The sequence below is a fragment of the Alcanivorax sp. 1008 genome (assembly GCF_020667895.1).
Lineage (GTDB): Bacteria > Pseudomonadota > Gammaproteobacteria > Pseudomonadales > Alcanivoracaceae > PGZG01.
Genome location: NZ_JAFMPS010000007.1, coordinates 94,594 through 117,766, shown reverse-complemented (window position 1 = coordinate 117,766; position 23,173 = coordinate 94,594). Strand labels below are relative to the sequence as shown.

General features: G+C 55.4%; 15 protein-coding genes and 2 tRNA genes. 2 read left to right on the top strand and 15 right to left on the bottom strand.

What is annotated here, in order from left to right; translation table 11 throughout:
- Positions 1-54: 54 nt before the first annotated feature.
- The 15 genes from J1C54_RS10130 to J1C54_RS10060 all read right to left on the bottom strand — a co-directional run bounded on the left by J1C54_RS10130 (position 55) and on the right by J1C54_RS10060 (position 20,335).
- The gene (locus J1C54_RS10130; RefSeq protein ID WP_229147051.1) at positions 55-2,451 is read right to left on the bottom strand and encodes an RND family transporter; all 2,397 of its coding nucleotides are present in this window, start codon (positions 2,449-2,451) and stop codon (positions 55-57) included.
- 10 nt (positions 2,452-2,461) lie between these two features.
- Entirely contained in the window at positions 2,462-3,538 is a 1,077-nt protein-coding gene (locus J1C54_RS10125) for a YCF48-related protein (protein WP_229147048.1), read from the bottom strand.
- 126 nt (positions 3,539-3,664) lie between these two features.
- Positions 3,665-6,454, bottom strand: a complete 2,790-nt coding sequence (locus J1C54_RS10120) for a hypothetical protein (protein ID WP_229147045.1) — start codon at positions 6,452-6,454, stop codon at positions 3,665-3,667.
- An 88-nt stretch (positions 6,455-6,542) separates the two neighbouring features.
- Positions 6,543-7,952 carry a DUF1329 domain-containing protein gene (locus J1C54_RS10115; protein ID WP_229147042.1) on the bottom strand — a complete coding sequence of 470 codons (1,410 nt, stop codon included), beginning with the start codon at positions 7,950-7,952 and terminating at the stop codon, positions 6,543-6,545.
- A 68-nt stretch (positions 7,953-8,020) separates the two neighbouring features.
- Entirely contained in the window at positions 8,021-9,994 is a 1,974-nt protein-coding gene (locus J1C54_RS10110; protein ID WP_229147039.1) for a DUF1302 domain-containing protein, read from the bottom strand.
- A 212-nt stretch (positions 9,995-10,206) separates the two neighbouring features.
- Complete coding sequence (gene pepN / locus J1C54_RS10105; protein ID WP_229147038.1) at positions 10,207-12,813, bottom strand: aminopeptidase N; 2,607 nt, start codon at positions 12,811-12,813, stop codon at positions 10,207-10,209.
- Positions 12,806-13,075 carry a YeaC family protein gene (locus J1C54_RS10100; RefSeq protein WP_229147035.1) on the bottom strand — a complete coding sequence of 90 codons (270 nt, stop codon included), beginning with the start codon at positions 13,073-13,075 and terminating at the stop codon, positions 12,806-12,808. Before J1C54_RS10100 ends, pepN begins: the two co-directional genes overlap by 8 nt.
- Positions 13,072-13,998: an NAD(+) kinase gene (locus J1C54_RS10095; protein WP_229147034.1), complete on the bottom strand. Its 927-nt coding sequence runs from the start codon at positions 13,996-13,998 to the stop codon at positions 13,072-13,074. Before J1C54_RS10095 ends, J1C54_RS10100 begins: the two co-directional genes overlap by 4 nt.
- A gap of 56 nt (positions 13,999-14,054) precedes the next feature.
- Positions 14,055-15,134, bottom strand: coding sequence for a cyclic nucleotide-binding domain-containing protein (locus J1C54_RS10090; protein WP_229147033.1), 1,080 nt, complete (start codon positions 15,132-15,134; stop codon positions 14,055-14,057).
- A gap of 110 nt (positions 15,135-15,244) precedes the next feature.
- Positions 15,245-16,645, bottom strand: a complete 1,401-nt coding sequence (locus J1C54_RS10085) for a hypothetical protein (RefSeq protein ID WP_229147032.1) — start codon at positions 16,643-16,645, stop codon at positions 15,245-15,247.
- A gap of 173 nt (positions 16,646-16,818) precedes the next feature.
- Entirely contained in the window at positions 16,819-18,855 is a 2,037-nt protein-coding gene (locus J1C54_RS10080; RefSeq protein WP_229147030.1) for an FAD-dependent oxidoreductase, read from the bottom strand.
- Positions 18,856-19,231: 376 nt separating this feature from the next.
- A tRNA-Asp gene (locus J1C54_RS10075) sits at positions 19,232-19,308 on the bottom strand.
- Positions 19,309-19,316: 8 nt separating this feature from the next.
- Positions 19,317-19,392, bottom strand: a tRNA-Val gene (locus tag J1C54_RS10070).
- A gap of 127 nt (positions 19,393-19,519) precedes the next feature.
- Complete coding sequence (locus J1C54_RS10065) at positions 19,520-19,720, bottom strand: hypothetical protein (protein ID WP_229147028.1); 201 nt, start codon at positions 19,718-19,720, stop codon at positions 19,520-19,522.
- A gap of 18 nt (positions 19,721-19,738) precedes the next feature.
- Positions 19,739-20,335, bottom strand: a complete 597-nt coding sequence (locus J1C54_RS10060) for a TetR/AcrR family transcriptional regulator (RefSeq protein WP_229147026.1) — start codon at positions 20,333-20,335, stop codon at positions 19,739-19,741.
- Positions 20,336-20,521: 186 nt separating this feature from the next.
- On the opposite strand from J1C54_RS10060, the gene J1C54_RS10055 reads away from it, so the two are divergent.
- Together J1C54_RS10055 and J1C54_RS10050 are read left to right on the top strand one after the other, a co-directional pair.
- The gene (locus tag J1C54_RS10055; protein WP_229147023.1) at positions 20,522-22,303 is read left to right on the top strand and encodes an acyclic terpene utilization AtuA family protein; all 1,782 of its coding nucleotides are present in this window, start codon (positions 20,522-20,524) and stop codon (positions 22,301-22,303) included.
- Complete coding sequence (locus J1C54_RS10050; protein ID WP_229147021.1) at positions 22,303-23,172, top strand: SDR family oxidoreductase; 870 nt, start codon at positions 22,303-22,305, stop codon at positions 23,170-23,172. Before J1C54_RS10055 ends, J1C54_RS10050 begins: the two co-directional genes overlap by 1 nt.
- Position 23,173: the final 1 nt, after the last annotated feature.

The window sequence follows — 23,173 nt, the reverse complement described above, 5'->3', positions numbered from 1 at the left end:
GCACGTTGCGCAGAGGCAGCAAAGCGGCCGACCCTTTGGGGCCGGCCACTGGGTTTATGCCTTCACGCGGGCCTTGGCGCGGGCCCGAGCCTCATCCGGCTTGAGCAGGAATCGAGCCAGTGCCGGCAACAGCCAGAGAGCCCCAATCATGTTCCAGAGGAACATAAAGGTAAGCAAAATACCCATATCGGCCTGGAACTTGATGGACGAGAATATCCAGAAGATCACGCCCAGAGCCAGAGTAATACCAGTGAAGGCAACAGCTTTGCCTGTAGTCTTCAGGGTTTCCCGGTAGGCCGCTTCCAGATCCATACCCTCTTTCAAGTATTCCGCCAGACGGCTGTAGATATAGATGCCGTAATCCACACCGATACCAACGCCCAGTGCGATCACTGGCAGAGTTGCCACTTTCACACCAATACCCATCTGCGCCATCAATGCCTGACACAGGATCGAGGTCAAGCCCAGCGGGATGATGATACACAGGACAGCGCGAATGGAGCGGAAGGCGATCAGACAGAGCAGAATCACCACCCCATAAACCAGCGCCAACATCTGGTACTGCTTGGCATCAATGGTTTGATTGGTAGCTGCTTCCACGCCGGCATTACCGGACGCCAGCTTGAACTCGATAATGTCCTTATCGTTGTGCTTATCAATGTATTTCTGGACCACCCCGGTAACGCGATCCAGCGTCTCGGCTTTGTGATCATCAAGGAACACATAAAGAGGCGTCAGACTGCAATCAAGGTTATACATTGCCGACGGCATAAAGCGCATAGCGTTATTCAGCGCAAACTGATCACGGGACACGGTAGCCCACTTAAGGCTGCCTTCGCTCATATTGGCGCTAATCTGTTTAGTCACAGAGGCAATCGTGGTCACTTCCTGAACGCCTTCGGTGTTACGCAGCTTCCAACCCAGATCGTCCACCTGTTGCATCGCTTCGTAGCTATTGCAACCTTCCATAGGTGTGACACCCATAATCACCAATACGTCCGCGCTGACGCTGTAATTGGACACCAGCACATTTACGTCATGGTTATAACGGTAGCGCTCTTTCGGCTTGAAACCGCGCGGGCACTCTTCCTCCAGACACGGATCCGGCCAAAGCTCCGGTGCACCCACATCCAGATCACCAATCTTAAGATCCTGACTAAACCAAATGCCGGCACCATAACCAACAGCGGCAATCAGAATAGATACGGCTGCAAACCCGGGACGGGTAAAGCGGGCAAAAATGGCCGCCAGCATGCCATCCTTTTTATTATGTTCCGCAACCCTCTGAACCGAACGCTTGCCGGAACCAATATAGGACAAGATGATTGGCACAATGACCAAGTTAGTCATAATGACCACGGCAACACCGATACTGGCCGACAAGGCCAGCTCACGGATCACACCAACATCAATGATATATAGAGTGAGGAAGCCGATAGCATCACTCACCAGAGCCACAGAACCGGGTACAACCAGCGCGGTTAAAGTGCCCAGAGCAGCGTCACGGGGCCCGGCATTGCCGGAAAGCAAATTCAGGAAACTATTAACAATCTGAACGCCATGACTAACCGCAATGGCAAACACCAGAAATGGCACCAGCATGGAGTAAGGGTCGATGGTAAAACCCAGCATGGTAACCAGACCCAGCTGCCACACCACCGCGATGAAAGAACATGTCACTACAACCAGAGAACTGCGTAGTGAGCGGGTATCAAGTAGAAGCAAAACCGCCGTAAGCAACAGGATGACAAAGAAGAACATTGCCACTTCCTGCGCTGCCGCCATCACATCACCGATCTGCTTCGCCGTGCCAACGATATGGATGCGAATAAACGGGTACTGCTCCTCGTAACGGCTACGAATATCTTCAAGCGATGCCGCCAACGTGGGAATATCCACGTCTGAGCTATCAGACAGCACGTCCATCAGGTTGGCGTGGACGATACTGGAACGGAAATCATCCGCCACCAGGCGCCCTACATAACCAGAACGCAGTACATTAGTCCGAAGCATATCCAGCGAAGCCTGACCACCGTCGTAGTCGCCAGGAATAACCTCACCGCCCTGAAAGCCTTCTTCAGTTACTTCGTTCCAACGCACATCCGGCGTCCACAACGAACTGATGCCCGACGGATCTACCCCTGGCAGGGAGAAGACCTCATCGGTGATGGCTTTAAGCGCTTGCATATACTCATCGTTGAAGATGTCGTCATTACGACTATCTGCAACAATCAGACGTACATCGTTACCAAGGCTGACGTCGTCACGATGCTCAAGGAAGTTCTGAATATAGGGGTGCTGCAGCGGCACCATCTTGCGCACATCAGTATTGATGGACACCTGCATGGCCTGCATGGCAAGGAACACCGTCGCCGCGGCAAACAACAAAAGAATTACCGGCCGAACTGAAAACAGTCCCCGGGATACAGCTCTGGAAAATGCATTACCCATTGGACAGCCCTCAGCGAATATCGGATTTCACGCGGATGCCGGCATCGCCGACCATCAGCAGCTCGCCGCCGGTCAGCGGCAGCAGGGAAGATACTGACTCACGGTCTGGCAAATATTGCAGGACAACACTGTTACCGCCATCCCGGCTTACCAGCACCACACCGGCGCCACCAGCCAATACCACAGAGCCATCATCAAGTTGAGTCGCAGCATTGATGCCACGGGTAACGCCGGTCCTCACCTGACGCCAGCTATCGCCCTGATTGCGACTAACCCACAGGTTACCCTGCAGGCCATAGGCGAGCACGGTGCCGTCAATCAATGCGGATACGCCAAAAAATGAGCCATCGTAGGGGCTTTCCAGCTCTTTCCAGGACAAACCGTTGTCACGGGAGCGCAGTAGCAAACCTTTTTCACCGGCCACCAGCAGCGTGTTGCCCCCAGGTACTTGGGTGATGGCGTTAAGATGCCAGCCATTGCCGTTATCAATACGCTCGACAACCTTCTGCCAGCTATCACCACCGTTTGTTGTTTCCACCAGATATCCGTACCCGCCTACGGCGAGGGCGCGATTCTTGTTTATGCAAACCACGTCTAGCAAAGGTGCTCCACTGGTATCCTGACCACCGGCATCCGCTTCGCCAAAATCGGAATAATCTTCGCTGTAATAATCATCCGAGTAGTCTTCATCGGAGTAATCTTCATCAGCGTAATCATCGGCGCCATCATCACCAGCATCAGCGCCAAGCACGTCGGAGTACTGCTGCTGCCAGGTAGCACCACCATCGCTAGTGCCAAGGATCACCGCATCATGACCCACAGCCCAGCCATTGCGGGCATCGGCAAAACACAGCGCCGTCAACAGAACACCGGTCGGCGTCTGAGCGCGCTGCCAGTGTTGCCCCTCATTATCGGAATACACCACCTGGCCACGATCACCCACCGCCACCACTCGGGTACCAGCTCGGGCCGCATCCAGATAAAGGTTGGCAGTCAGCACCGGAGAATTTGTTGGCAGTAATTCCGCCGCCATCAACGACCCCGAGGCCAAAACAAGCGCGCCAAGACTCAAAGCAATTTTTTTCATGACAATTCCCGCATAACCACTTTTACAGTGTGGCCTGAATAACACAGGCAGAGTTTGCAACGCTGATATCACCAAACGACAGAGGCCGGCTCAGCCGGCCCCTGCCATTCTTCTATATCACTACTATCACGGCGTCGGTGCGCATGTCGCCTGTGAGGCGTTGGCGACTGCAGGATCAAACACAACACCGTTTTCATCCGCCACAATCAACCCACCATCGCTCAACACAAAACCGGCAACCTGACTTTGCATGGTCTGGGTAACCGCCAGATATTGAGTTGCACCCCCAGCACCAGCCGGCGTCAGAAGCGAGCCATGGGTACCCGTGTTATAGCGAACTACACCGCCACCAAGTGCACCGCAAGAGGTTACCGTTGGCAGCGCCAGACCTTTAAAGGTAATGGCAGTAGCCGGCAATACACCCGGGTCAACGGCCACCGGACCAATGCCCAGAGCAGCAGTCAGACCCTGCTGAGCCGCCGAGGCAATAGCCAGGAAGCCAGTGCCCTGAGCCAGCGGGTCAGAACCGGACAGTGCTACCGGGGTGGTCACGAAGTTCTGATTAGCGAGGAAGCTTGTTTGACCAGTCTGGCCAACCAGACCCCATGCCGCACCGAAGCTGGAACCGAAGGTGTTATTCGGCACCACCTGATCCGGGCAACCATCACCATCAAGGATGCAAGACCCGAGATCAGATGGAACACCGATCACTTCCTGCAGCATCACAGGAGTACCTTCATCGGCGATATCCGCGGCAAAGTTGATCGGGTCAACACTGTCAAGCATGGTCTGGGCAATGATCAGGAAACCTTCGTAATCACCACTCGGCTTAACCAGACCCGCAGCGCCGTATAGCCCCGCAGTGATGCTCGGTTCAAACGAGGGCGAACCATCCAGAATCTTGGCAATGCCGCCGCCGGTCACATTCAGCACTGCAGCGGTCAAGTCGGTCTGCTGAGCAACAAACGAGGTGCCCACGATGCCACCCAGTGATATGCCGACAAAGCTGATTCGGTCAGTATCAACGGTGGTGCCAATGGTCGCCGGGGTCAGGTCCGTAGCCGCATTTTCTACCAGAGCGGAGAACAGGGAGTGCAAGTCCACCGAAGCCTGACGCAGCGCATCACGGGAGTTGGCCAGGTTACTCAGGTTGATAAAGTTATCCCCGCTGGGGCAGTAGAAGTCGGTGTCCTCCGGAATCGCCACACCGCTGGTTGCCTGACACTGAGTCATCGGGCTGGAAACTTTTACCAAACGCTCCTGATAGACATCGCCGCTAAGTGTCGCTTGCAATAGCGCCAGCTGACCGAAGGTATCAATAGCAGTATCTGAAGTGGGCAAAATGCCGTGCTTGGGCAGATCAATTGCCACGCCAACGATGCACTGGGATGCCAGCGTATCGGCAATAGCGAGCAAGGTTGCCCTGTTGGAAGTGATACCGTGTTGGTAAATCACCACCGGCAGATCGCCACCGTCACAGTCTGCAAAGTTATCTTGAGGATCCAGACCGGGGTTTAGAGACTCAGCTCTTGGCGCGCTAATGATGACCGGGATGCTATGCGCGGTTTCTACCGGAGCAGGCACAAAGCCATTACAGGCCACCAGATTTTCAGAGCCCACTGGTCCAGCACCCAAATCAGTGCTAGCCGCCAACTGAGCACAAGGACCAGCAGCAATCCAGCCTGCACGGTCGGCCTTCCACACAGTGTTGTTCTGATCTGTGGGATCAGAGAACTGAATCACGTCATCCAAAGTACCCAGGTAGATATGTGCCAGATAATCTGGGGTGGTCAAATCACCATCCGGGCCCGGAGACGTGACTTCGATATCAATAGTGCTGTCCCAGGCAGTGATCGGGTTCAACACGCTGATGCTCGGATCAGTAGCTGCCGCTTCTACCTGACTTTTAGCTGCGGCCAATGCGTCACCAATATTCTCGGTGGAAACACTGTAGCTCAATGCCACGGTATCCGGGCTAATGCCCTCGCCCGCCAGTGCACCAAGGTGCTTGGCAGTGATACGGCGCAGTTGTTCAAGCTGCCACAGAGTCGCATAGCTAGTTGTAGCGATGGCTTGCTGTTCCAGGCCTGCCAATGTCTCGGCAATTGTCGCTGCCGCTGGCACGCCAGCACCCACTACGCCATATACAGGGTTAATCTTGGTACAAACCGCCACCGATGCCGGGCTGTTGAAGTTACAGGAACCATCATCCGTGGACTGGATAATAAAGTCCGCCTGTGCGATTGGTACGCCAACAGAAAGCTGGAACGAGCCATTTAGCAACTGATAGGTGCTGTCCTGACCCACCGGGCTACCGCTGGCTCCCAACACTTCATTTTCGATCACAACAATGTAAGTGCTGCTGGACTCCAGTGGCTTCACTGGCTGGATCAGCAAGCTTGTACCGCCACTGACACCGGCAACAAAGTCCACACCCCAGACCAGCTCATCGTCAATATTGACTGTACCTTGAGCACCCGGATCAAAATTATTGGTGCGGAAGATTCGAACCCCGCTTTGCAGATCAGTTCTATCTGACGGGCCAGCGATACTGGACGAGAAACGAACCACCATGGGCGCGGTGGTGGAGAAGCCATCCATGTTGTTCAGCGCTGTCTGCGGATCCGCCAGAAACGCAGCGGCCGGCACGGAAGTAGCCTTCGAAAGTGTCGTCCCAGCCTCGGCCGGATTAAAACTGGACTCCTTGCCTGGAATGTTAATAGAGCCGTCCGCGGTGCTGGCGAACAACAGGTCCGCCGGGAACGGCAGGCCATCACCACCCAGCGCAGGATTAAATACCACTACGGCATCGGCGGGCGCCGCAGCCGGTTGTAACTTCGGGCCGGTGTCACCACCGCAGCCCTGAATAGCCACCGCCAAAGCGGTCAAGCCGATCATTTTGTTTATCGTACGCATCGCTTATCTCCCGATGTTCATACTGAATTATTTTTTTTGTCCGGACAGGGGTCGCCGCCCCTGCCCGCTATATCTGTCTGTTGCCTGATCAGGTGCCGCGTCGGCGCAGCGCCGCCGGATGGAAATAGCGCTCGTCCGGAGTGGGCAGACTGAAGTCCAGAATTGTGGGCTCTTCGTTATCCAGGTACTGAGCGTGATAACGACGGGCGCGCAGATCATGGAACACATCCAGCGCAGTCCACTGAGTCGGAACCTCGTAGTAGTTCTTGATATAAGCGATGCTCACACGCCACAGATCACCACGACGATCGTACTGATCGACCACTGCAATCTGCCAGGAGTCTTCATCAATATAGAACACGCGACGCTCATAAATGTGTCGCTCGCCCTCTTTCAAGGTTGCCTCGACCACCCATACACGGTGCAGCTCCCAACGCTGATAATCAGACTTCACGTGACCGGGAATCAGCATGTCGCTGTACTTGATCTTCGGCGAGTCCAACTCGTAGTTGTTGTAAGGGATAAACATTTCCACCGGCTTTTCATGCACCAGTTTCCAGTTATACCGATCCGGAGCGCCGTTAAACATGTCGGTATCGTCAGCCGTACGCAGACCGTCCGCAGCTGCGATCGGGGTATCGTAAGCAAGGTTCGGTGCCAAGCGGACACGACGCTGGCCAGCGTTGTAACCCCAGGCCTGACGCGGCTGAATTTTCTGATCGATACTCTCGTGTACCAGCACCGCACCACCAGCCAGGCGAGCTGGAGCCTTAACGAAGGACAGGTAGTAGAAAATCAGGTTATCCATGTCCTCAGCTTTCAGCTTGGGATCGTGCATCTTGAAATACACTTCCTGCTGAGAGGTTACCAGCGAGTATGCGCCGGTCCGCTGCACCGCCACTTCCGAGGCACGACGGACCACATAGACGCCACGCCAGCGCAGTACATGGTTCCAGATAGCCTGTTTGGCCTTTTCACTATTGCTGCCATGCAGAATCGGGAACGGATTGCCACCAAAAGACTGCTCCACACCGGCATCGGTCATCACCGCACGGGTAGCATTGGCTTTTGTTTCCCTGTACACAAAATCCGGCGCAGAAGTCGTTCGGCGACTCTGGTATACATTCAACTTGAAGGTATCCGGATAGGTGCGCAGCAGACCCTTAACACCTTCTGGCAATTTGTCGGCGTACTGACCCTGATTCTGATTGGTAATGGTAATCAGAATCTTGTCATCAGCGAACGGGTCAGGATGGTGCTGCCCCGCCTGAGTATAGGTCTTGGGGATGTCGTTGCGAGTCATGCCACCTGTCCAGGCGGGAATACCCAGCCCGGTGGCCACGTCTTTACCATTTCCGGCGACCTGAGCGCCAAGCGGGGTGGTGGTACTAGTGCCCAGCTTGGCCGCTTCGCTAGCCGGAACCTTGGCCTGTACCGCCGCAGATATGGCTAGCGCGAGGGTTACTGCGGTACCGACTACACTGATTTTTTTCAGCATGGTTTCTCTCCGTTGCTTTCCCGTCGGACGCGCCGTAACGCGTCCAATCATTGTTATAAGTGTCTGACTCAGAATGCGTATTTCAGCGCCAGCGAGGCGTTGTTACGGTCACTGAGCTTGTTGCTATAACTGTTGCCCCAGAAGCTGGTTGCCTGCACGCCAACCTCAAGGTTGTTGAGATAGACAAAGTCTACGCCCAGCGTTGCCGCTTTACGGTCTTCCATAAAGTTGCCGCCAATCGGAGAGTTGCCGTCCACATCATGCTGAAGCCGAACGCTAGGCTTGATTGCCACACCCGCAAAGACGTTAGTGTAGTCAGCCTGCAGCACCGCTCGGTACCCCCATGCAGACTCGGTCAAGAAGTAGGCATTAGGATCGTTCGGGTTGCGAATTAACGCCTCACCACTAAGAATCGCCGCGGTGGAGTTGTAGTTCAGGTTGCTATCCAGACCACTGATGATTTGATCTACGCCCAGTTCCAGCACGCCTGTCACGTTATCCGCGCCAAGCATCGGGCCGAAGAAGTAAAGGCCAACCAGAGAGCCAGTCAGTGTCTCCACTTCTTCGTAGAAGTAGTATTCCTGACCCTGAATCACTGCATCAGTGCCATCCAGGCAGGAACCTCCCATCTTCAGGCGAACACAGTGCGCAGTGATGTTGGCAATGGTTGGCGCAGGATTGGCGGCCAGCCCGGACAGACTTTGCAGCAGGTTGTCACCAACTTCATTGATGATTTTCTGCTCCGGACGATAAGCCAGCTCACCGGACAGAGACATCTGACCAACGTTGGTGCTGAATGTCAGGCCCAGCATGTCCACATCTTCGTTGTAGGCCATGAAGTAGTTAGCGTTATCAATTTTCTCCGGGATGGTGCCGGCACCAATCAGATCCAGTCGAGCACCAACCACCGGCAAACGTGCATGGGTTCTGGTGTAGAACAGACCAAACTCCGTGCCGCCAAAGAAGTCGGAGAAATAACGGAACGCCAGACCGAACTGGCCATCGTCCTTCGCTTCTTCGTCAGCCAGACGATTTACCGTTACCTGAGTTTGCTCGTACTGGTACTCACCAGCCCCAGTTCCAGAGACTCCATAAGTCGAGAGGGTGTAACTGGCAAATGCATCAGCCAAAGCCGGCACCCCTGCACTGGCTGCTACCAGACGACCATCTACGATGACGTTGTTTGCGCCTTTACCCGGGAATGCATCATGGGTCGACCAGTAAGTACCCGCCGGTGCGTCTTCGGAATTCTGCCAGTCAAACTGGTAGAAAGATTCCATGGAAAGGTTATCGGTAACACCCCAGTTGAAGTACAAGCTGGTGAGCGGCAACAGCGCTTCTTTAATCTCTGAGCCAGGCAGACGCAAAGCATTCAGGTCGATGTAGTTAGCTGTGTTAACACCACCTTGAATGAACAGAGCCTCACCCCAGCTAATCACCTGCTGACCGAGACGAACGTTCATTGGACGATCAAGAAAATCGAAGTCGGCAAACACATAGGCATCAAGCAAACGGGCACGGCTACCGGCCTCATCTCTTGCGTCATCAGAGAAGCGATCACCAGTACCGTTGTTGGCATAGTCAGAGTAAGTGGCGTAACGATTAATACCGCCAACAGTAACGAACCCCGGGGCGATGGAGTTCAAGTCGCCACCGTCATGACCACCACCCATAATCACGGAGTCATAGAACGCGGTGCCGCTGACGTTGATGCCCCAACCGCCCTCAAACTGCATTACCAGGGTCGGGCTGATCTTGTAGACCATCGAAGCCAGACCGGTATCGAAATTATTGTTAGCGTCGTTCTTGTTCAGCTGCGTCGAATAACCCTTGCCGGCCATCACCAGCGCATCTTCGGTTGCAGCCAGCTTGGCGTCCTGACCCTCTGTGCGAAACAGGGCGCCGGCACTAAGAAGTGTGTCAAAGCGCCCGGTGATAGCACCGTCGTTAAAGGTGAACTCCGCCGCCGACAGATTGCCGACCATCACCGCTCCAGCCACCGCAGCAGCCAGCCGGGTTTTCCTGATGAGCTTGTTATTCATATATAACTCCGTGATTCGCCCGATTATTCGAATTATCTTTTTTTTCTGTCGCCGGATCTTTCGAGAGATCGCGTGCGATTGTTCTGACTGATCTTAACTGTAACCTGAAACCACCCTTTTATCCTATTGAAATACAAAACATCCTTCCAATCTAGCTGTATCGGTGACTCTTGAGTCCTGTGCAAAGCTGTTCACAAAAACATTGGCGAATGTCACTGAAGCAATCTGTCGAGCACTTCGGCCAGGTTCGCCGAACACTCGCCATCGCGCAGTTGCTGCACAGCCAAGCGCATATTCACCTGAAAATCACCCGCCAAACGAGGCAAGGTTGCAAAGGCGTTAGCCATACGCGCCGCCACCTGGGGGTTCAATCGGTCAAGACGGGCCAAGGCATCCGCATACAAGCGGTAACCGCTCCCATCAGCAGCGTGAAAGGCCGAAGGGTTGCCATTGGCGAAACTACCCAGCAAACCCCGCACCCGGTTCGGTGATGTCATTTCAAAAGCAGAGTGCCCCATCAGCCTCTCTACTACCGCCACCGTCTGCTCCCCGGGAACAAGTGCTTGCACAGCAAACCACTGATCCATCACCAAGGCCTCGCCGGCATAACGGGCGGCAAACTCCTTCAGCGCCTGATCCGCCTGCGGCAAACCGTGCCAAACCAACAAACGCAACGCACCGAGACGCTCCGTCATATTGCTGGCAGAGCCAAACTGCTGAGCCAAACGACTGCCCAAGCCCGCGGCCTCGCCTGAGGCCAACAAGGCCAGACAGCGCTGCATCAGGGTGCGGCGACCAATATCGGCGGCCTCTGCCCGATAAGGCCCGGAGACCACCAGCGTGGGCAGCAAGGCCTCAATATCTGCCTGCAGAAGCCGGCCAAGGGCACGCTCCAGACTGGTACGAGCCAGATGGATTGCCCTTGGATCCAGTGGCAGGAATTGCTCAGCAAGCGCCCTCTCGGACGGCAATCCAAGCAGCAGGGCCGCCCCGGCGGGGTCTTCGGCCGCCCGAGCCAGCACTTGCCGCCAGGGCGACAGCAGCTGCTCCGCTTCGACCAGGGGGTCAGAGCCCGCAATAATCCGCCGAATAGCCTCCAGCCCCAGCCGCTGGGCGGCGTCCCAGCGACAGTAACCATCGGTATCATGAGCCAGAATCAATGCCAGTTGATCCGCGCTATAGGGATAGCGCAACTCCACCGGCGCGGAAAAACCACGTAGCAACACCGGCACCGGCTGTTCAGGGAGGGTGAACTCAAAAGTCTGGGTCGCGTCAGACAAGATAAGCACCGTCTCCGTGGCGCCATCTGCATCAAGCACCAGGGGCTGACCTGATTGGTCAAGCAGCGCCATGGAGACCGGAACCATTAACGGTTGCTTGTCCGCCTGCCCTGGTGTTGGCGCGGTTTGCTGACTAAGGGTCAAACGATAAATACCGTTGCTGTATTGGTCAGTGGCGGTTAACCGAGGCGTACCAGCCTGACTGTACCAGCGGCGAAACTGCGACAGATCCTGACCACTGGCCTCTTCCATGCAGTCAACAAAATCATCACAGGTTACTGCCTGCCCGTCGAAGCGGGAAAAGTACAGGTCCGTTGCCTTGCGAAATAATTCCGGGCCAAGCAGGTTGTACTGCATGCGCACCACTTCCGCGCCCTTCTCATAGATGGTCACGGTGTAGAAATTATCGATTTTCTGATACTCGTCCGGGCGCACAGGATGAGCCATTGGCCCGCCATCTTCAGCAAACTGAATGGTGCGCAGCATGTCCACATCTTCGACTCGCTTCACCGCCCGCGAGTGCGTATCTGCAGAGAACTCCTGATCCCGAAAGACTGTAAAGCCTTCCTTCAGACTAAGCTGAAACCAGTCACGGCAAGTAACCCGATTGCCAGACCAATTATGAAAATACTCATGGGCCACCACCGCCTCAACCCGCTGATAACCCTGATCCGTAGTGGTGTCTGGATGGGCCAGCACACAGGACGTATTGAAAATATTGAGGCCCTTGTTTTCCATCGCCCCCATATTGAAATGGCTGACGGCAACGATCATATAAATATCCAGATCGTATTCCCGCCCATACACTTGTTCATCCCAAAGCATACTGCGCTTAAGAGAGTCCATAGCGAAATCGAGTTTATCGAGATCATGATGCTCTGCATAAATACGCAGCTTTACGGAGCGACCACTAGTGGTTGTAAAAGTGTCTTCGAGGCAAGCCAAATCGCCGGCCACCAAAGCAAATAAATAGCATGGCTTGGCGAACGGGTCCTCCCAAGTCACCCAATGTCGGCCATCCTCCTCACCTTCCGCCACCGGGTTACCGTTAGATAACAGCAACGGATAACGAGACTTGTCGGCTCTGACAGTGGTGGTAAAACGGCTCAGCACATCCGGGCGGTCAGGAAAGAAAGTAATGCGGCGAAAACCTTCCGCCTCACATTGAGTGCAGTACATACCTTTGGAAACGTACAACCCCTCCAGAGCAGTGTTGCTTCGCGGGTCAATGGTCACCACGGATTCAAAGACAAACTTATCCGGGACGGAAAGCAATGCAAGCTGACCGCCTTGATACCGATACTCTTGCTCCGACAGCGTTTTGCCATCAACGGCCAAGGACTCAATAACCAGCATCTCACCATCAAACACGCAGTCCGCTGGAGCATCGGCAGCGGTATTTCGGCGCAGGCACAAACGACTGCGCACCCGTGTCAGGTCGCCATAAATATCAAAGTCCAGCGCAACGCTATCCACCCAAAAGGCGGGCGGGCGGTAGTCAAGCCGGCGTATGGGCTTGGGAGCCTGGTTATCACGCATCCTGCTTGCCTCCCGTGCGCCAATTAACCGGCTGCTCTGCACTGCTGTCGGTGGCGCAGTCGGGCCTGGCGATAAAACCTGTTCGTTCCTCCTCCGGCAGGTTGGCAGCCTCCCAGGCAATCACTGCTTGCAGGCTTGTCTGGCGCTGCTCGGCAGTCAATTGACGCCCATCCGGCCAGCGCCCTAACTCAACGGAGCGGCGCAAACTTTGATAAACATCGCGGCTCATCTGCGCAGCAGTACGAGCAAAATCCTCACTCATGATGGCTCTCCAGGGCGGCTGCTCCAGCCCAGCTTGGAGCGACACACCTCATAAAAGTCATGTCCGGGCGGATGCAGTAACTTCAAGCGATGGGGCTTCTTGCGAATTGAAATCACATCATCCAGCTCGGCTCGAATACCTTCCTGTCCGTCGCAACTGACCAGAGGTCGAACCCGATGACTACGGATACGAATCTTGATTTCGCTGTTGCCATCAACCACCAGAGGTCGGCTGGTTAATGTGTGCGGATTAAGAGGCACCAGCACCATGGCATCCAGCTTCGGGTGCATGATTGGTCCACCCCCAGACAACGCATAGGCGGTAGACCCGGTGGGTGTGGAAATGATCAGACCATCGGAGCGCTGGCTGTAGACGTAAACGCCATCAATATGCAGGTCAAATTCGATCATGTGAACGTTGTCACCAGACAACAACACCACATCATTAAGCGCCGAGCCCTCACCCAGCACCGTCTTGCCACGACGCACCTCCATGTCGATCAGGAATCGCGACTCAAGGGTGTAGTCCCCATCCAGCACTTGACCAATCCGCGACTCAATCTCGGATGGCCGCACGTCCGTAAGGAAGCCAAGCCGACCACGGTTGATACCAAGTACGGGTACATCGTGGCGCGCCAGGGCTCTGGCAGCACCAAGCAAGCATCCATCACCGCCGACCACGATAACCAGATCGCAGGACTCACCGAGCTGACTACGACTGCCAGCCTGCAGCCCCATCTCCGGCAAGGACTCAGACAGCTCCTGATCGATAATGACGTGGACGCCGCGCCCGTTGAGGAAGTGCACTATTTGGCGCAGCGAATACAGAGCCTGCTCACTCTCTGTTTTGGCAATCAAACCGATATGACGAAAAGTCTCACGTGGCACCGTGGCACCTAATGACAGCAAGAAAGGGGGAAGCATGAATGGGACCGTAAAGCATAGCAAGGCAGGGCAGCGTGAAACCGCCCTGCCATAGACTATTCGTGCTCAATCAAATCGCTCAGCACAGCACTCTGGGCATTCAAGCCACCCTCAAGGACATGCACATCAATGCCCACATTATTGAGCAGAAAAGCAGCAGAGGCGCTGCGCCGACCGGTATCGCAGCAAGCCAGATAGACCTTGGATGGGTCCAGCAGGCGGGACTTCAGGCGCAGTACGTTCAGCGGCATATTCAGGGCGCCACGCAGATGGGACTGCTCAAACTCGTCCGGGGTACGCACGTCCAGCCAGCGCGCGCCGCCGGCAATACGCTCGCGAGCGTCCGCCGCGGAAATCGTCCTGACGATGGGCTCGCGCAGCAGCTCATCGAAGTCCTTGCGATCGAGCCGCATCAGCTCTCCATCCGTCGCCATCACCACAGTCGCGTTGCGTGGCTTGCCTGATAGCAGCGCATCCTCGCCAAACCATTGACCCTGTTCAAGCAACGCAACTGGCATGGGGTCGGCCGCTCCTTCGGCCTTGACCAACACCTCACACAAGCCCTGCTTGATGATATAGCAACAATCCGCCTCATCTCCCTGAGTAATAACTGCCTGTCCAGCCCTGAAACGCAGCGGCTTCAGCCGTCGAAAAATTTCCAGAATATTGCCGGGTGGAATACGGTAGAAAAGCTTCGACTTGAGCAGTCGTATCATCCAGTGACGATCGTCCTGGTAGGCTGCGTTGGAATTGATATCCAGAATCACATAACCGGCCGACTGGTCCCAGGCCAGAATAGAATCAAGGCCGGCACTTCCAAAGCGGACAACACTAACCTCGCTTTTCGCCTTTGCCGTGCTGCGACGCGGCTGCACAGGGTCCAGAGGATGCCAGGACTCCAGCCCTCCGGCGCTGACTACCTGACAATCACCGTTGCCCCGATCCAGCTCTACCTCACCCTTAAGCAAGTAGATGGTGTTGTCATCCGACTCACCAGCGTGAAATAACACCTCACCGGGGTGGTAATGGACAACTTCCTGCTGCTCCAGCAAACGATCGAGGTGATCCCCGCTCAGCGCGTTTACCGGAACAAAGGTCTGCAACAAACTTTTATCAATCGAATCGCTGTTGGCCATGACTGCTCCGCGCCATTTACACCCGTTTCGGGCCCTGATTCTGCACGTTCCATACCAGATTCAGAATACATCCACTATTTTGTGACGTCCCTCACAAAACACTTTTCATCTCATCGAAACTTCAGCACGTTTTCAATGGCTGTGTCCGAACGGCAATATTGGCATCGGTTCGCATTGCGGTCCGACTGCCCTGGCCGGAACTGATTGGGCGCATCCACTCTGATTACCCGCTTGCCACAGGGCTGCCCGCCAATTTCCACCTGACAAACCGGATTCTCATAGTGGCGCAGCCAAGCCCTGTAATGCTCCTCAGTGACCAGACACTTACGCGCCGCAAAGGCAATCGGATTCTGCATATAGTCAGAAATCTCGCCGGCATTAATAGAGATATGCCCGGCACCGGGATGAAATGCGATAAAATTGAGGCCCAGCCCTTGCAGCTTCTCAAGGAGCTTTTCTGCGCCGGTATTGGCGGAGCGAATCTGCTCATGACGTGCATCTGCAAGCTCTAACTCCAGAGCAGCAATACGCTCATCCCGATTCAGAACTTCCATTTCCTTAGCATGCAGGGTTTCGCTAAGCCGGGCACGCTCTTCGTCGAGACGCTGCTCAAGAGCGATCTTGTACTGCTCCGTTAGAATCTCAATTTCACTACCGTGCTCATCACTATGGTTCATCTGCTCCTGCAGACTCTCATTCAGGGATAACACCTGAGACTTGAGCGAGTCCGTCTGCTCACGCAGTGCCACGTTCTGCGACTTCAGCGTTTTAAACTGCATCAGCACCTTTTCCAGCTGAGTGCTGAGAATCTCCTCCTTGGTCTGATGCGCGTAACGAAGCTGATCAACCTCGTCCTTGTGCTTGTTTTCCATGGTCTGCACTCGCAGACGCAGCTCCTTCAAGGTTCGCGCGATACGCAGACGCTCTTTTTCATCACGAACGGTCTGGGCCTGCGCTTGAGGCTGCACTACCGGTGGCTCTGGCGCCACCACCGGGGGCACGGTTTCAGTGGGAGAAAACTGCTTCACCGCCTGAGCTGGCGCAGCAGGATGCGCTGTCGGGGAAGACTCATCAATAAATAAACCGAGCTTGGGGCCACGCTCCTTAACTGCATCACGAATAAATACGAAATGATTGGCACCGGGCTTCATCACCGGGTCCCACAGCTTTTCCTGATGCCAGGCCACCGGACACTGGCTCTTGCAGGCCAGACGAATGGGGCCCACGCCCATATCAGGACCAGGACCGCCATGCTCAGCAAGATGGCGCAGCGGCACATTCCAGGTGTGATCGGCCATTCCATCGTCATCAAAATCAATCAGAAACAGGGTCAGGGCGACCACCTGAAGGCCACCGTTAACCAGACAGTAGGCCCCCTTTATTTGCTCACCGGCAAATTCAGGCACCCCAACCATGCCATCCAGAATGGCCTCAAAGTCAGAGAACAGCATGCTTTTGCTGACTCCGCGATCTCCGAAAAACAGGATTGCCTCAGAAGTGACGGCCGACATGCCCATACCTTGTCCTTTTTAATATGATGGGATAGATCACTGACACTGTGCGTCAGTTTGGTGCCGATTATAGTCAGGGTATAACAGATGGCGAGGGGACGTGAACAACAGAATAAGCACAGCCAGCAAATTGGGCCAGGCAATGCCCGGCCTTGTCCCTGCAACTTTGCCCGTTAGACGACTAGCGCCAACCGCACACCCTGATCGATAGCACGCTTTGCATCCAGCTCTGCCGCCACATCAGCACCACCGATTATCTGGACACTGACACCCATCTCAAGCAGTGGCGCCTCCAACTCACGGAGAGATTCCTGACCGGCACACAGCACAACGTTATCCACTTCTAAAATGCGAGCCTGACCATTGATCTCAACATGCAAGCCGGCATCGTCAACCTTCAAGTAGTTCACCCCAGGCACCATTTGCACGCCTTTTTTCCTTAGTGCCTCGCGGTGAATCCAACCAGTGGTTTTACCCAGACCGGCACCCACCTTGCTGGGTTTACGCTGCAACAGCCATATTTGACGGGGTGATGGCTCAACCTCTGCGGACACGCCGTCAACGCCGCCACGGGCCTCTCCCGTTGGATCAATCCCCCACTCTTTCATAAATAGCTGGGGATCAAGGCTGCTCGCTTGGCTGCCATGACTAATGTATTCCGCCAGATCGAAACCAATCCCACCAGCACCGATAATGGCCACTTTATTGCCCAACGGCTTGTGGTCGCGCAGCACATCCAGATAGCTGAGCACCTTAGGATGATCAACACCCTCGATGTCCGGAGTGCGTGGCACGATCCCCGTTGCCAGGATTACTTGATCAAAACCCCCACTGACAAGTTCGCGGCCCGACACCCGCTGATTAAGACGCACCTCAACGCCATGCTTTTTCAGCATCACGTCAAAATAGCGCAGGGTCTCACTGAACTCCTCCTTGCCCGGCACCTGTTTGGCAATATTGAACTGGCCGCCGATCCTGTCACTGGAATCAAACAGGGTAACCTTATGGCCGCGCTGGGCCGCCGTCAGAGAAAACGCCATACCCGCCGGACCGGCGCCGACCACAGCAAAGCGGCGCGGCTCGGCGGCCGACTCCACTTTTAGCTCAGTTTCATAGCAGGCCAGCGGATTGACCAGGCAAGAGGCCTGCTTCAGCTGAAAAGTGTGATCAAGACAGGCTTGATTGCAAGCAATGCAGGTATTTACTTCATCCTCGCGGTTATCCATCGCTTTACGCACGAAGTCCGGGTCGGCCAGCATGGGCCGTGCCATGGACACCATGTCAGCATCACCGCGGGCCAACACCTGTTCTGCTACTGACGGCATATTGATCCTGTTGCTGGTTACCAGCGGCACTGAAATTTCCTGCTTCAACTTGCGCGCCACCCAGGTAAACGCAGCACGTGGCACCATGGTTGCAATGGTCGGCACACGCGCTTCATGCCAACCGATGCCACAGTTTAGAATGGTCACACCGGCCTCCTCCAACGCTTTGGCAAGCTGTACCACCTCATTCCAGTCAGAGCCATCTGGCACCAGATCAAGGGAGGAAATGCGATACATAATGATGAAGTCGTCACCGCAACGCTGGCGAGTACGACGAACGATTTCCAAGGGAAAACGCATACGGTTTTCATAGCTGCCCCCCCACTGATCATCGCGCTCGTTGACCCGTGGAGTGAGAAACTGGTTAATCAAGTATCCTTCCGAGCCCATAATTTCGACACCGTCATAGCCAGCCCATTTAGCCAGCGCAGCAGCATTCGCAAAGGAGTCAATTTCCTGCTCAACTTCTTCTGCGCTGAGAGCGTGTGGCTTGAACGGATAGATCGGTGCCTGCTTGGCGGACGGCGCAACTAGCTGGTTGTGATAGGACTGCCTGCCACCATGCAGCGCCTGCATCAGAATTTTGCCGCCGGCATTGTGTACTGCATCGGTGATCACCCGGTGATGACTGGCTTCATCCTGCGTGGTCATTTTCGAGGCGCCGGGCCCAAGTACACCGCGATTGGACACACCGATTCCACCGGTCACGATCAGCGCTACGCCACCCTCTGCCCGACGGGCAAAAAAAGCTGCTTGCCGCGCGTAGCCGTTGGGCTGTTCTTCAAGCCCGGTATGCATGGATCCCATAATGGTGCGGTTGCGCAAAGTGGTGAAACCAAGATCCAGCGGCTTGAGAAGATGTGGATAACGTTGCTGTCCTGACATGGAGGAGCCCTCAGAGAACCAATTGGTTTTGGCGCATTCTGGGGAGCTGGCAGGTGTTGCCTCAATGACTGGATTGTTCAGCAGGATGAGCGTGGCGGGCAGTCAGAGAAAATCGGAGGGGAAAGGGGGGAGGAGGAACGCAGATTACAGCTCGAAGCCGTCATCCGCGTCCATATCGTCATCAAAAAACTCTTCGCAGCACAGCTCGGTCAAGCGCTCGTCGAGCCGTTCTTCTACTACTTCATCCATGGGTCTCTCCTTAATGGACTGGTTTAAAGTTTCCACCGGCCCATAAAGAAACAGGCCGGTGATGCATTGCATCACCGGCCTGTGACCGTTTAATTACACCAGAGTTCAGGGGCTGGTGCTTTGTAAATGGCGGAGCGGACGGGACTCGAACCCGCGACCCCCGGCGTGACAGGCCGGTATTCTAACCGACTGAACTACCGCTCCGCGCAAACTGGTGGGTGGTGACGGGATCGAACCGCCGACCCTCTGCTTGTAAGGCAGATGCTCTCCCAGCTGAGCTAACCACCCGAAGAGGCCGCCATTCTAGGGTTTTCGCTCCGCCTGTCAATCGAAGATGAAGGATTTTTTCAGGCCGATGGACTGTTTGCTCAGAAATCCACCAGACGCCCGCAGTGACGGACGGCGCAATGGCGCCTCAGGCAAGGCTGCTGCCGCTTTCCAGCCGCTCGATAGCATGCTGAGCCTCTGCCAACGTTGCATAGCTGCCCAACTCCGTACCATCAGGTCTGCAAACCAACCAGAGCGTAACCTCAAGCTGGAGGGTCTGGCGGTTAATGTCCCCTTGTTCAAGAATGGTGTGACCCTTTGCACCGTGGCTATAACGGTTACCGATCATGCTGTCCCCCGCTGCACCTCAGCGCTGCTCTCCAATCACCCGGTCGAGAATAATATCGGTAAGCTGGTCGATGGTCAGGCTGCCGTGTGCATCAAACCAGTTGCTGCTCCAACTGGTCATACCAGTAATCAAGCGCCGCGTAATAAAGGCATCCGCACTCAACCGGCCCATGCGGCGTAGCTCTTCAAGCGCATCCATCCACAGCTGCTCGTAAACATCACGCAAAGCCAGAGCTTCGCGCTGGTGCTCAGGGGTCAGGCAGCGCCATTCATACACCAGCACACTCATGGCTTCGCGGGTATCACCGATAATGGTTTGCAGCTCTGCACGAATCAGGGCACGCAATCTCTCCACGGGATCTGACTTGCCCGCCAGCGCCTCCTGCAGGCGCTGGGTGTTAAATCGGATAACCTCAACCATCACAGTAAACAGGATGTCTTCCTTGGTCGGGAAGTGATGGAACAAGCTACCACTCTGAATACCCACTTCCCTGGCAATATCCCGCACCGTAGTGCGATCAAAGCCCTGATCACGGAACAGCCGTGCGGCTGCGCTCAGCAACTTGCCGCGCGGCGAGTCGTCCATGCCGTTGACAATGGTTTGTAGCTGCCCCATGAGTACCCCTCTGAATTGCGCCCGTCATTATGGTGGCCCGAGCCCACCATGCAAGCGGCCCATTCTGACCACCTTATCATCCGAGCCTTTACAGACCAAGCGCTTGCTTGGTAGTTTATCCCATCTGCCAATCACATCTGAAAAGGCGGGCAACTATGCCCGCCCCGCCCAATACAGGGAGACAAAATGACTTCTCCAATCCGTATCGGCTGCGCCGCCGGCTTTTGGGGCGATACCAATACCGCCGCTTTCCAGCTGGTGCGTCAGGCGGACATCGACTATCTGGTATTTGACTATCTGGCTGAAGTGACCCTGTCGATCATGGCCGGCGCGCGCATGAAGGACCCCAATCAGGGCTATGCCCATGATTTTGTCAGCCAAGTGATGGCACCGCTGGCGAAAGAGATCAAAAGCAAAGGCATCAAGGTAATCAGCAACGCCGGTGGAGTTAATCCACAAGCCTGCCGCAAGGCACTGCAAGAGGCATTCGCCGCAGCCGGCGTGGAAATGACCATTGCTCTGGTAGAAGGTGATGACCTTAGTCCCCGTCGTCAGGAGTTTTCTGCGGTCACAGAAATGGACACCGGCGCGCCATTGCCCCCCTTCACAGTTACCATGAACGCCTACCTCGGCGCCGAGCCGATCCGCGCTGCCCTGGCCGCTGGAGCCGACATTGTTTTAACCGGGCGTATTGCCGATTCCGCACTGGTACTCGGCCCCCTGCTACATGAATTCAACTGGTCGTTAAATGACTACGATAAGCTGGCTCAGGGATCCCTGGCCGGGCATGTAATCGAATGCGGCGCCCAGTGCACCGGCGGCAACTTTACAGACTGGCAGGATGTGCCCGACTACCACAACATGGGCTTTCCCATCGCCGAATGTTTCGCCGACGGTAGTTTCGTTGTGACCAAGCCGGCCAATACCGGCGGTCTCGTCAGCTGCGCTACCGTTGCGGAGCAGATCGTCTATGAAATCGGCGACCCTCGCGCCTATATTCTCCCCGATGTGGTGTGCGACTTTACTGGCGTGGCACTAGAGCAGGTGGGTGAGAATCAGGTGCGAGTCAGCGGCGCCCGCGGCCTGCCACCGACTGATAAATACAAGGTGTCCGCCACCTGGCCGGATGGCCATAAAATTACCGCGTCGTTCATGATTGGCGGCATTGATGCAGTGGCCAAGGGGCAACGAGTTGCTGACAGCATCCTGAAAAAAGTGCGCGGCATATTCACCACTACGGGCATGGAAGATTTCCGGGACACTTCTGTTGAGCTACTTGGCACGGAAACCACCTATGGGGCACAGGGCAGACGTGCTGACACCCGCGAGGTAGTCGTCAAGATCGCCGCCATCCATAACAACAAAAAAGCGCTGGATATTTTCTCTCGGGAAATCGCTCAGGCAGCTACGGGCATGGCGCCGGGCTTGACCGGAATAGTTGGCGGCCGCCCGAAGTCCTTTCCGCGCATCAGGCTATTTTCCACGCTGGTAGATAAGAAATCCGTACAGGCCACCGTGGATATCGATGGCAACAAGATGACCAGCACCCAACCCCCCGGACAAGCGCTCGATGCCAGCAAGCTATCGCTGCACAACGGCGACAGCATAGGCGGCTCTGTTCCGGTACCTTTGGTAAAACTGGCCTGGGCGCGCAGTGGCGATAAAGGCAATCATGCCAATATAGGGATCATCGCGCGCAAGGCCGACTACCTGCCATTCCTGCGCGCGGCTTTGACCGAGCAGGCCATCAGCGATTTTATGCAGCACGTTCTTGACCCAGACACCGGCAGCGTCTCACGCTGGGATCTGCCCGGATTTAATGCACTCAACTTCCTGTTAAAAAACTCCCTGGGAGGTGGCGGCATCGCATCACTGCGAATTGATCCACAGGGCAAAGCCTTTGCCCAACAGCTACTCGACTTTCCTGTTCCGGTTTCCGCCGAGATTGCCAAAGAGGTTAATGCCTGATGAGTTACCGATCCGTATTCCGCCCCGACCTGTTTGCTGGACGCAACATCATTGTCACCGGTGGCGGCAGTGGCATTGGTCGCTGCACCGCCCATGAACTTGCATCACTCGGTGCTCAAGTCATTCTGATTGGCCGCAAGGACGACAAGCTGAAAAAAGTACAACAGGAAATTCAGGAGGATAGTGGCAAGGCGATCTGGTTTACCTGCGATATTCGTGAAGAGGACAGCGTCAAGGTCACTGTCGGAGAGATTTTCAAATCGGTGGGCCAGGTTCATGGTCTGGTTAACAACGCTGGCGGCCAGTTCCCTTCCCCACTGGCTTTTATTTCTCAAAAGGGATGGGAAACAGTAGTCCGCACCAACCTCACCGGCGGCTTTCTTATGGCCCGTGAAGTATTCATGCAGGGAATGAACAAAACCGGTGGAAGCATCGTAAATATTGTTGCCGACATGTGGGGCGGCATGCCCGGCATGGGGCACTCCGGTGCGGCCCGGGCAGGTATGGTTAACCTTACCCAGACCGCCGCCTTTGAATGGGGCTGTGCCGGGGTTCGCGTTAACGCTGTCGCTCCTGGCTGGATTGCCTCCAGCGGGATGGATACTTATCCAGAAAGTTTCAAATCAACCATCAAGACACTGCGGGCCGCGGTCCCTTTAAAACGCATGGGCGAAGAAGCCGAAGTATCCGGCGCCATTGCATTCCTGCTATCTGATGCAGCTGCCTTTATCAGCGGGGACACCCTGCGTATCGACGGTGCTGCCAGTCAGGGCAACATCGCCATCTTCCCGCTTCCGGACCACAACAACAGCAAGCCATTCGATGGTTTTCATCGAGCGGTAACCCCCGATCTTTTCAAGGACAACTGAT

What these genes read in the sequence shown, in the direction of transcription:
- J1C54_RS10110 (WP_229147039.1), bottom strand. Translation starts at nt 9,994, where the DNA reads ATGAATAACAAGCTCATCAGGAAAACCCGGCTGGCTGCTGCGGTGGCT.
- J1C54_RS10055 (WP_229147023.1), top strand. Translation starts at nt 20,522, where the DNA reads ATGACTTCTCCAATCCGTATCGGCTGCGCCGCCGGCTTTTGGGGCGAT.
- J1C54_RS10065 (WP_229147028.1), bottom strand. Translation starts at nt 19,720, where the DNA reads ATGATCGGTAACCGTTATAGCCACGGTGCAAAGGGTCACACCATTCTT.
- J1C54_RS10050 (WP_229147021.1), top strand. Translation starts at nt 22,303, where the DNA reads ATGAGTTACCGATCCGTATTCCGCCCCGACCTGTTTGCTGGACGCAAC.
- J1C54_RS10130 (WP_229147051.1), bottom strand. Translation starts at nt 2,451, where the DNA reads ATGGGTAATGCATTTTCCAGAGCTGTATCCCGGGGACTGTTTTCAGTT.
- J1C54_RS10090 (WP_229147033.1), bottom strand. Translation starts at nt 15,134, where the DNA reads ATGGCCAACAGCGATTCGATTGATAAAAGTTTGTTGCAGACCTTTGTT.
- J1C54_RS10115 (WP_229147042.1), bottom strand. Translation starts at nt 7,952, where the DNA reads ATGCTGAAAAAAATCAGTGTAGTCGGTACCGCAGTAACCCTCGCGCTA.
- J1C54_RS10095 (WP_229147034.1), bottom strand. Translation starts at nt 13,998, where the DNA reads ATGCTTCCCCCTTTCTTGCTGTCATTAGGTGCCACGGTGCCACGTGAG.
- J1C54_RS10100 (WP_229147035.1), bottom strand. Translation starts at nt 13,075, where the DNA reads ATGAGTGAGGATTTTGCTCGTACTGCTGCGCAGATGAGCCGCGATGTT.
- J1C54_RS10060 (WP_229147026.1), bottom strand. Translation starts at nt 20,335, where the DNA reads ATGGGGCAGCTACAAACCATTGTCAACGGCATGGACGACTCGCCGCGC.
- J1C54_RS10125 (WP_229147048.1), bottom strand. Translation starts at nt 3,538, where the DNA reads ATGAAAAAAATTGCTTTGAGTCTTGGCGCGCTTGTTTTGGCCTCGGGG.
- J1C54_RS10120 (WP_229147045.1), bottom strand. Translation starts at nt 6,454, where the DNA reads ATGCGTACGATAAACAAAATGATCGGCTTGACCGCTTTGGCGGTGGCT.
- J1C54_RS10085 (WP_229147032.1), bottom strand. Translation starts at nt 16,645, where the DNA reads ATGTCGGCCGTCACTTCTGAGGCAATCCTGTTTTTCGGAGATCGCGGA.
- pepN (WP_229147038.1), bottom strand. Translation starts at nt 12,813, where the DNA reads ATGCGTGATAACCAGGCTCCCAAGCCCATACGCCGGCTTGACTACCGC.
- J1C54_RS10080 (WP_229147030.1), bottom strand. Translation starts at nt 18,855, where the DNA reads ATGTCAGGACAGCAACGTTATCCACATCTTCTCAAGCCGCTGGATCTT.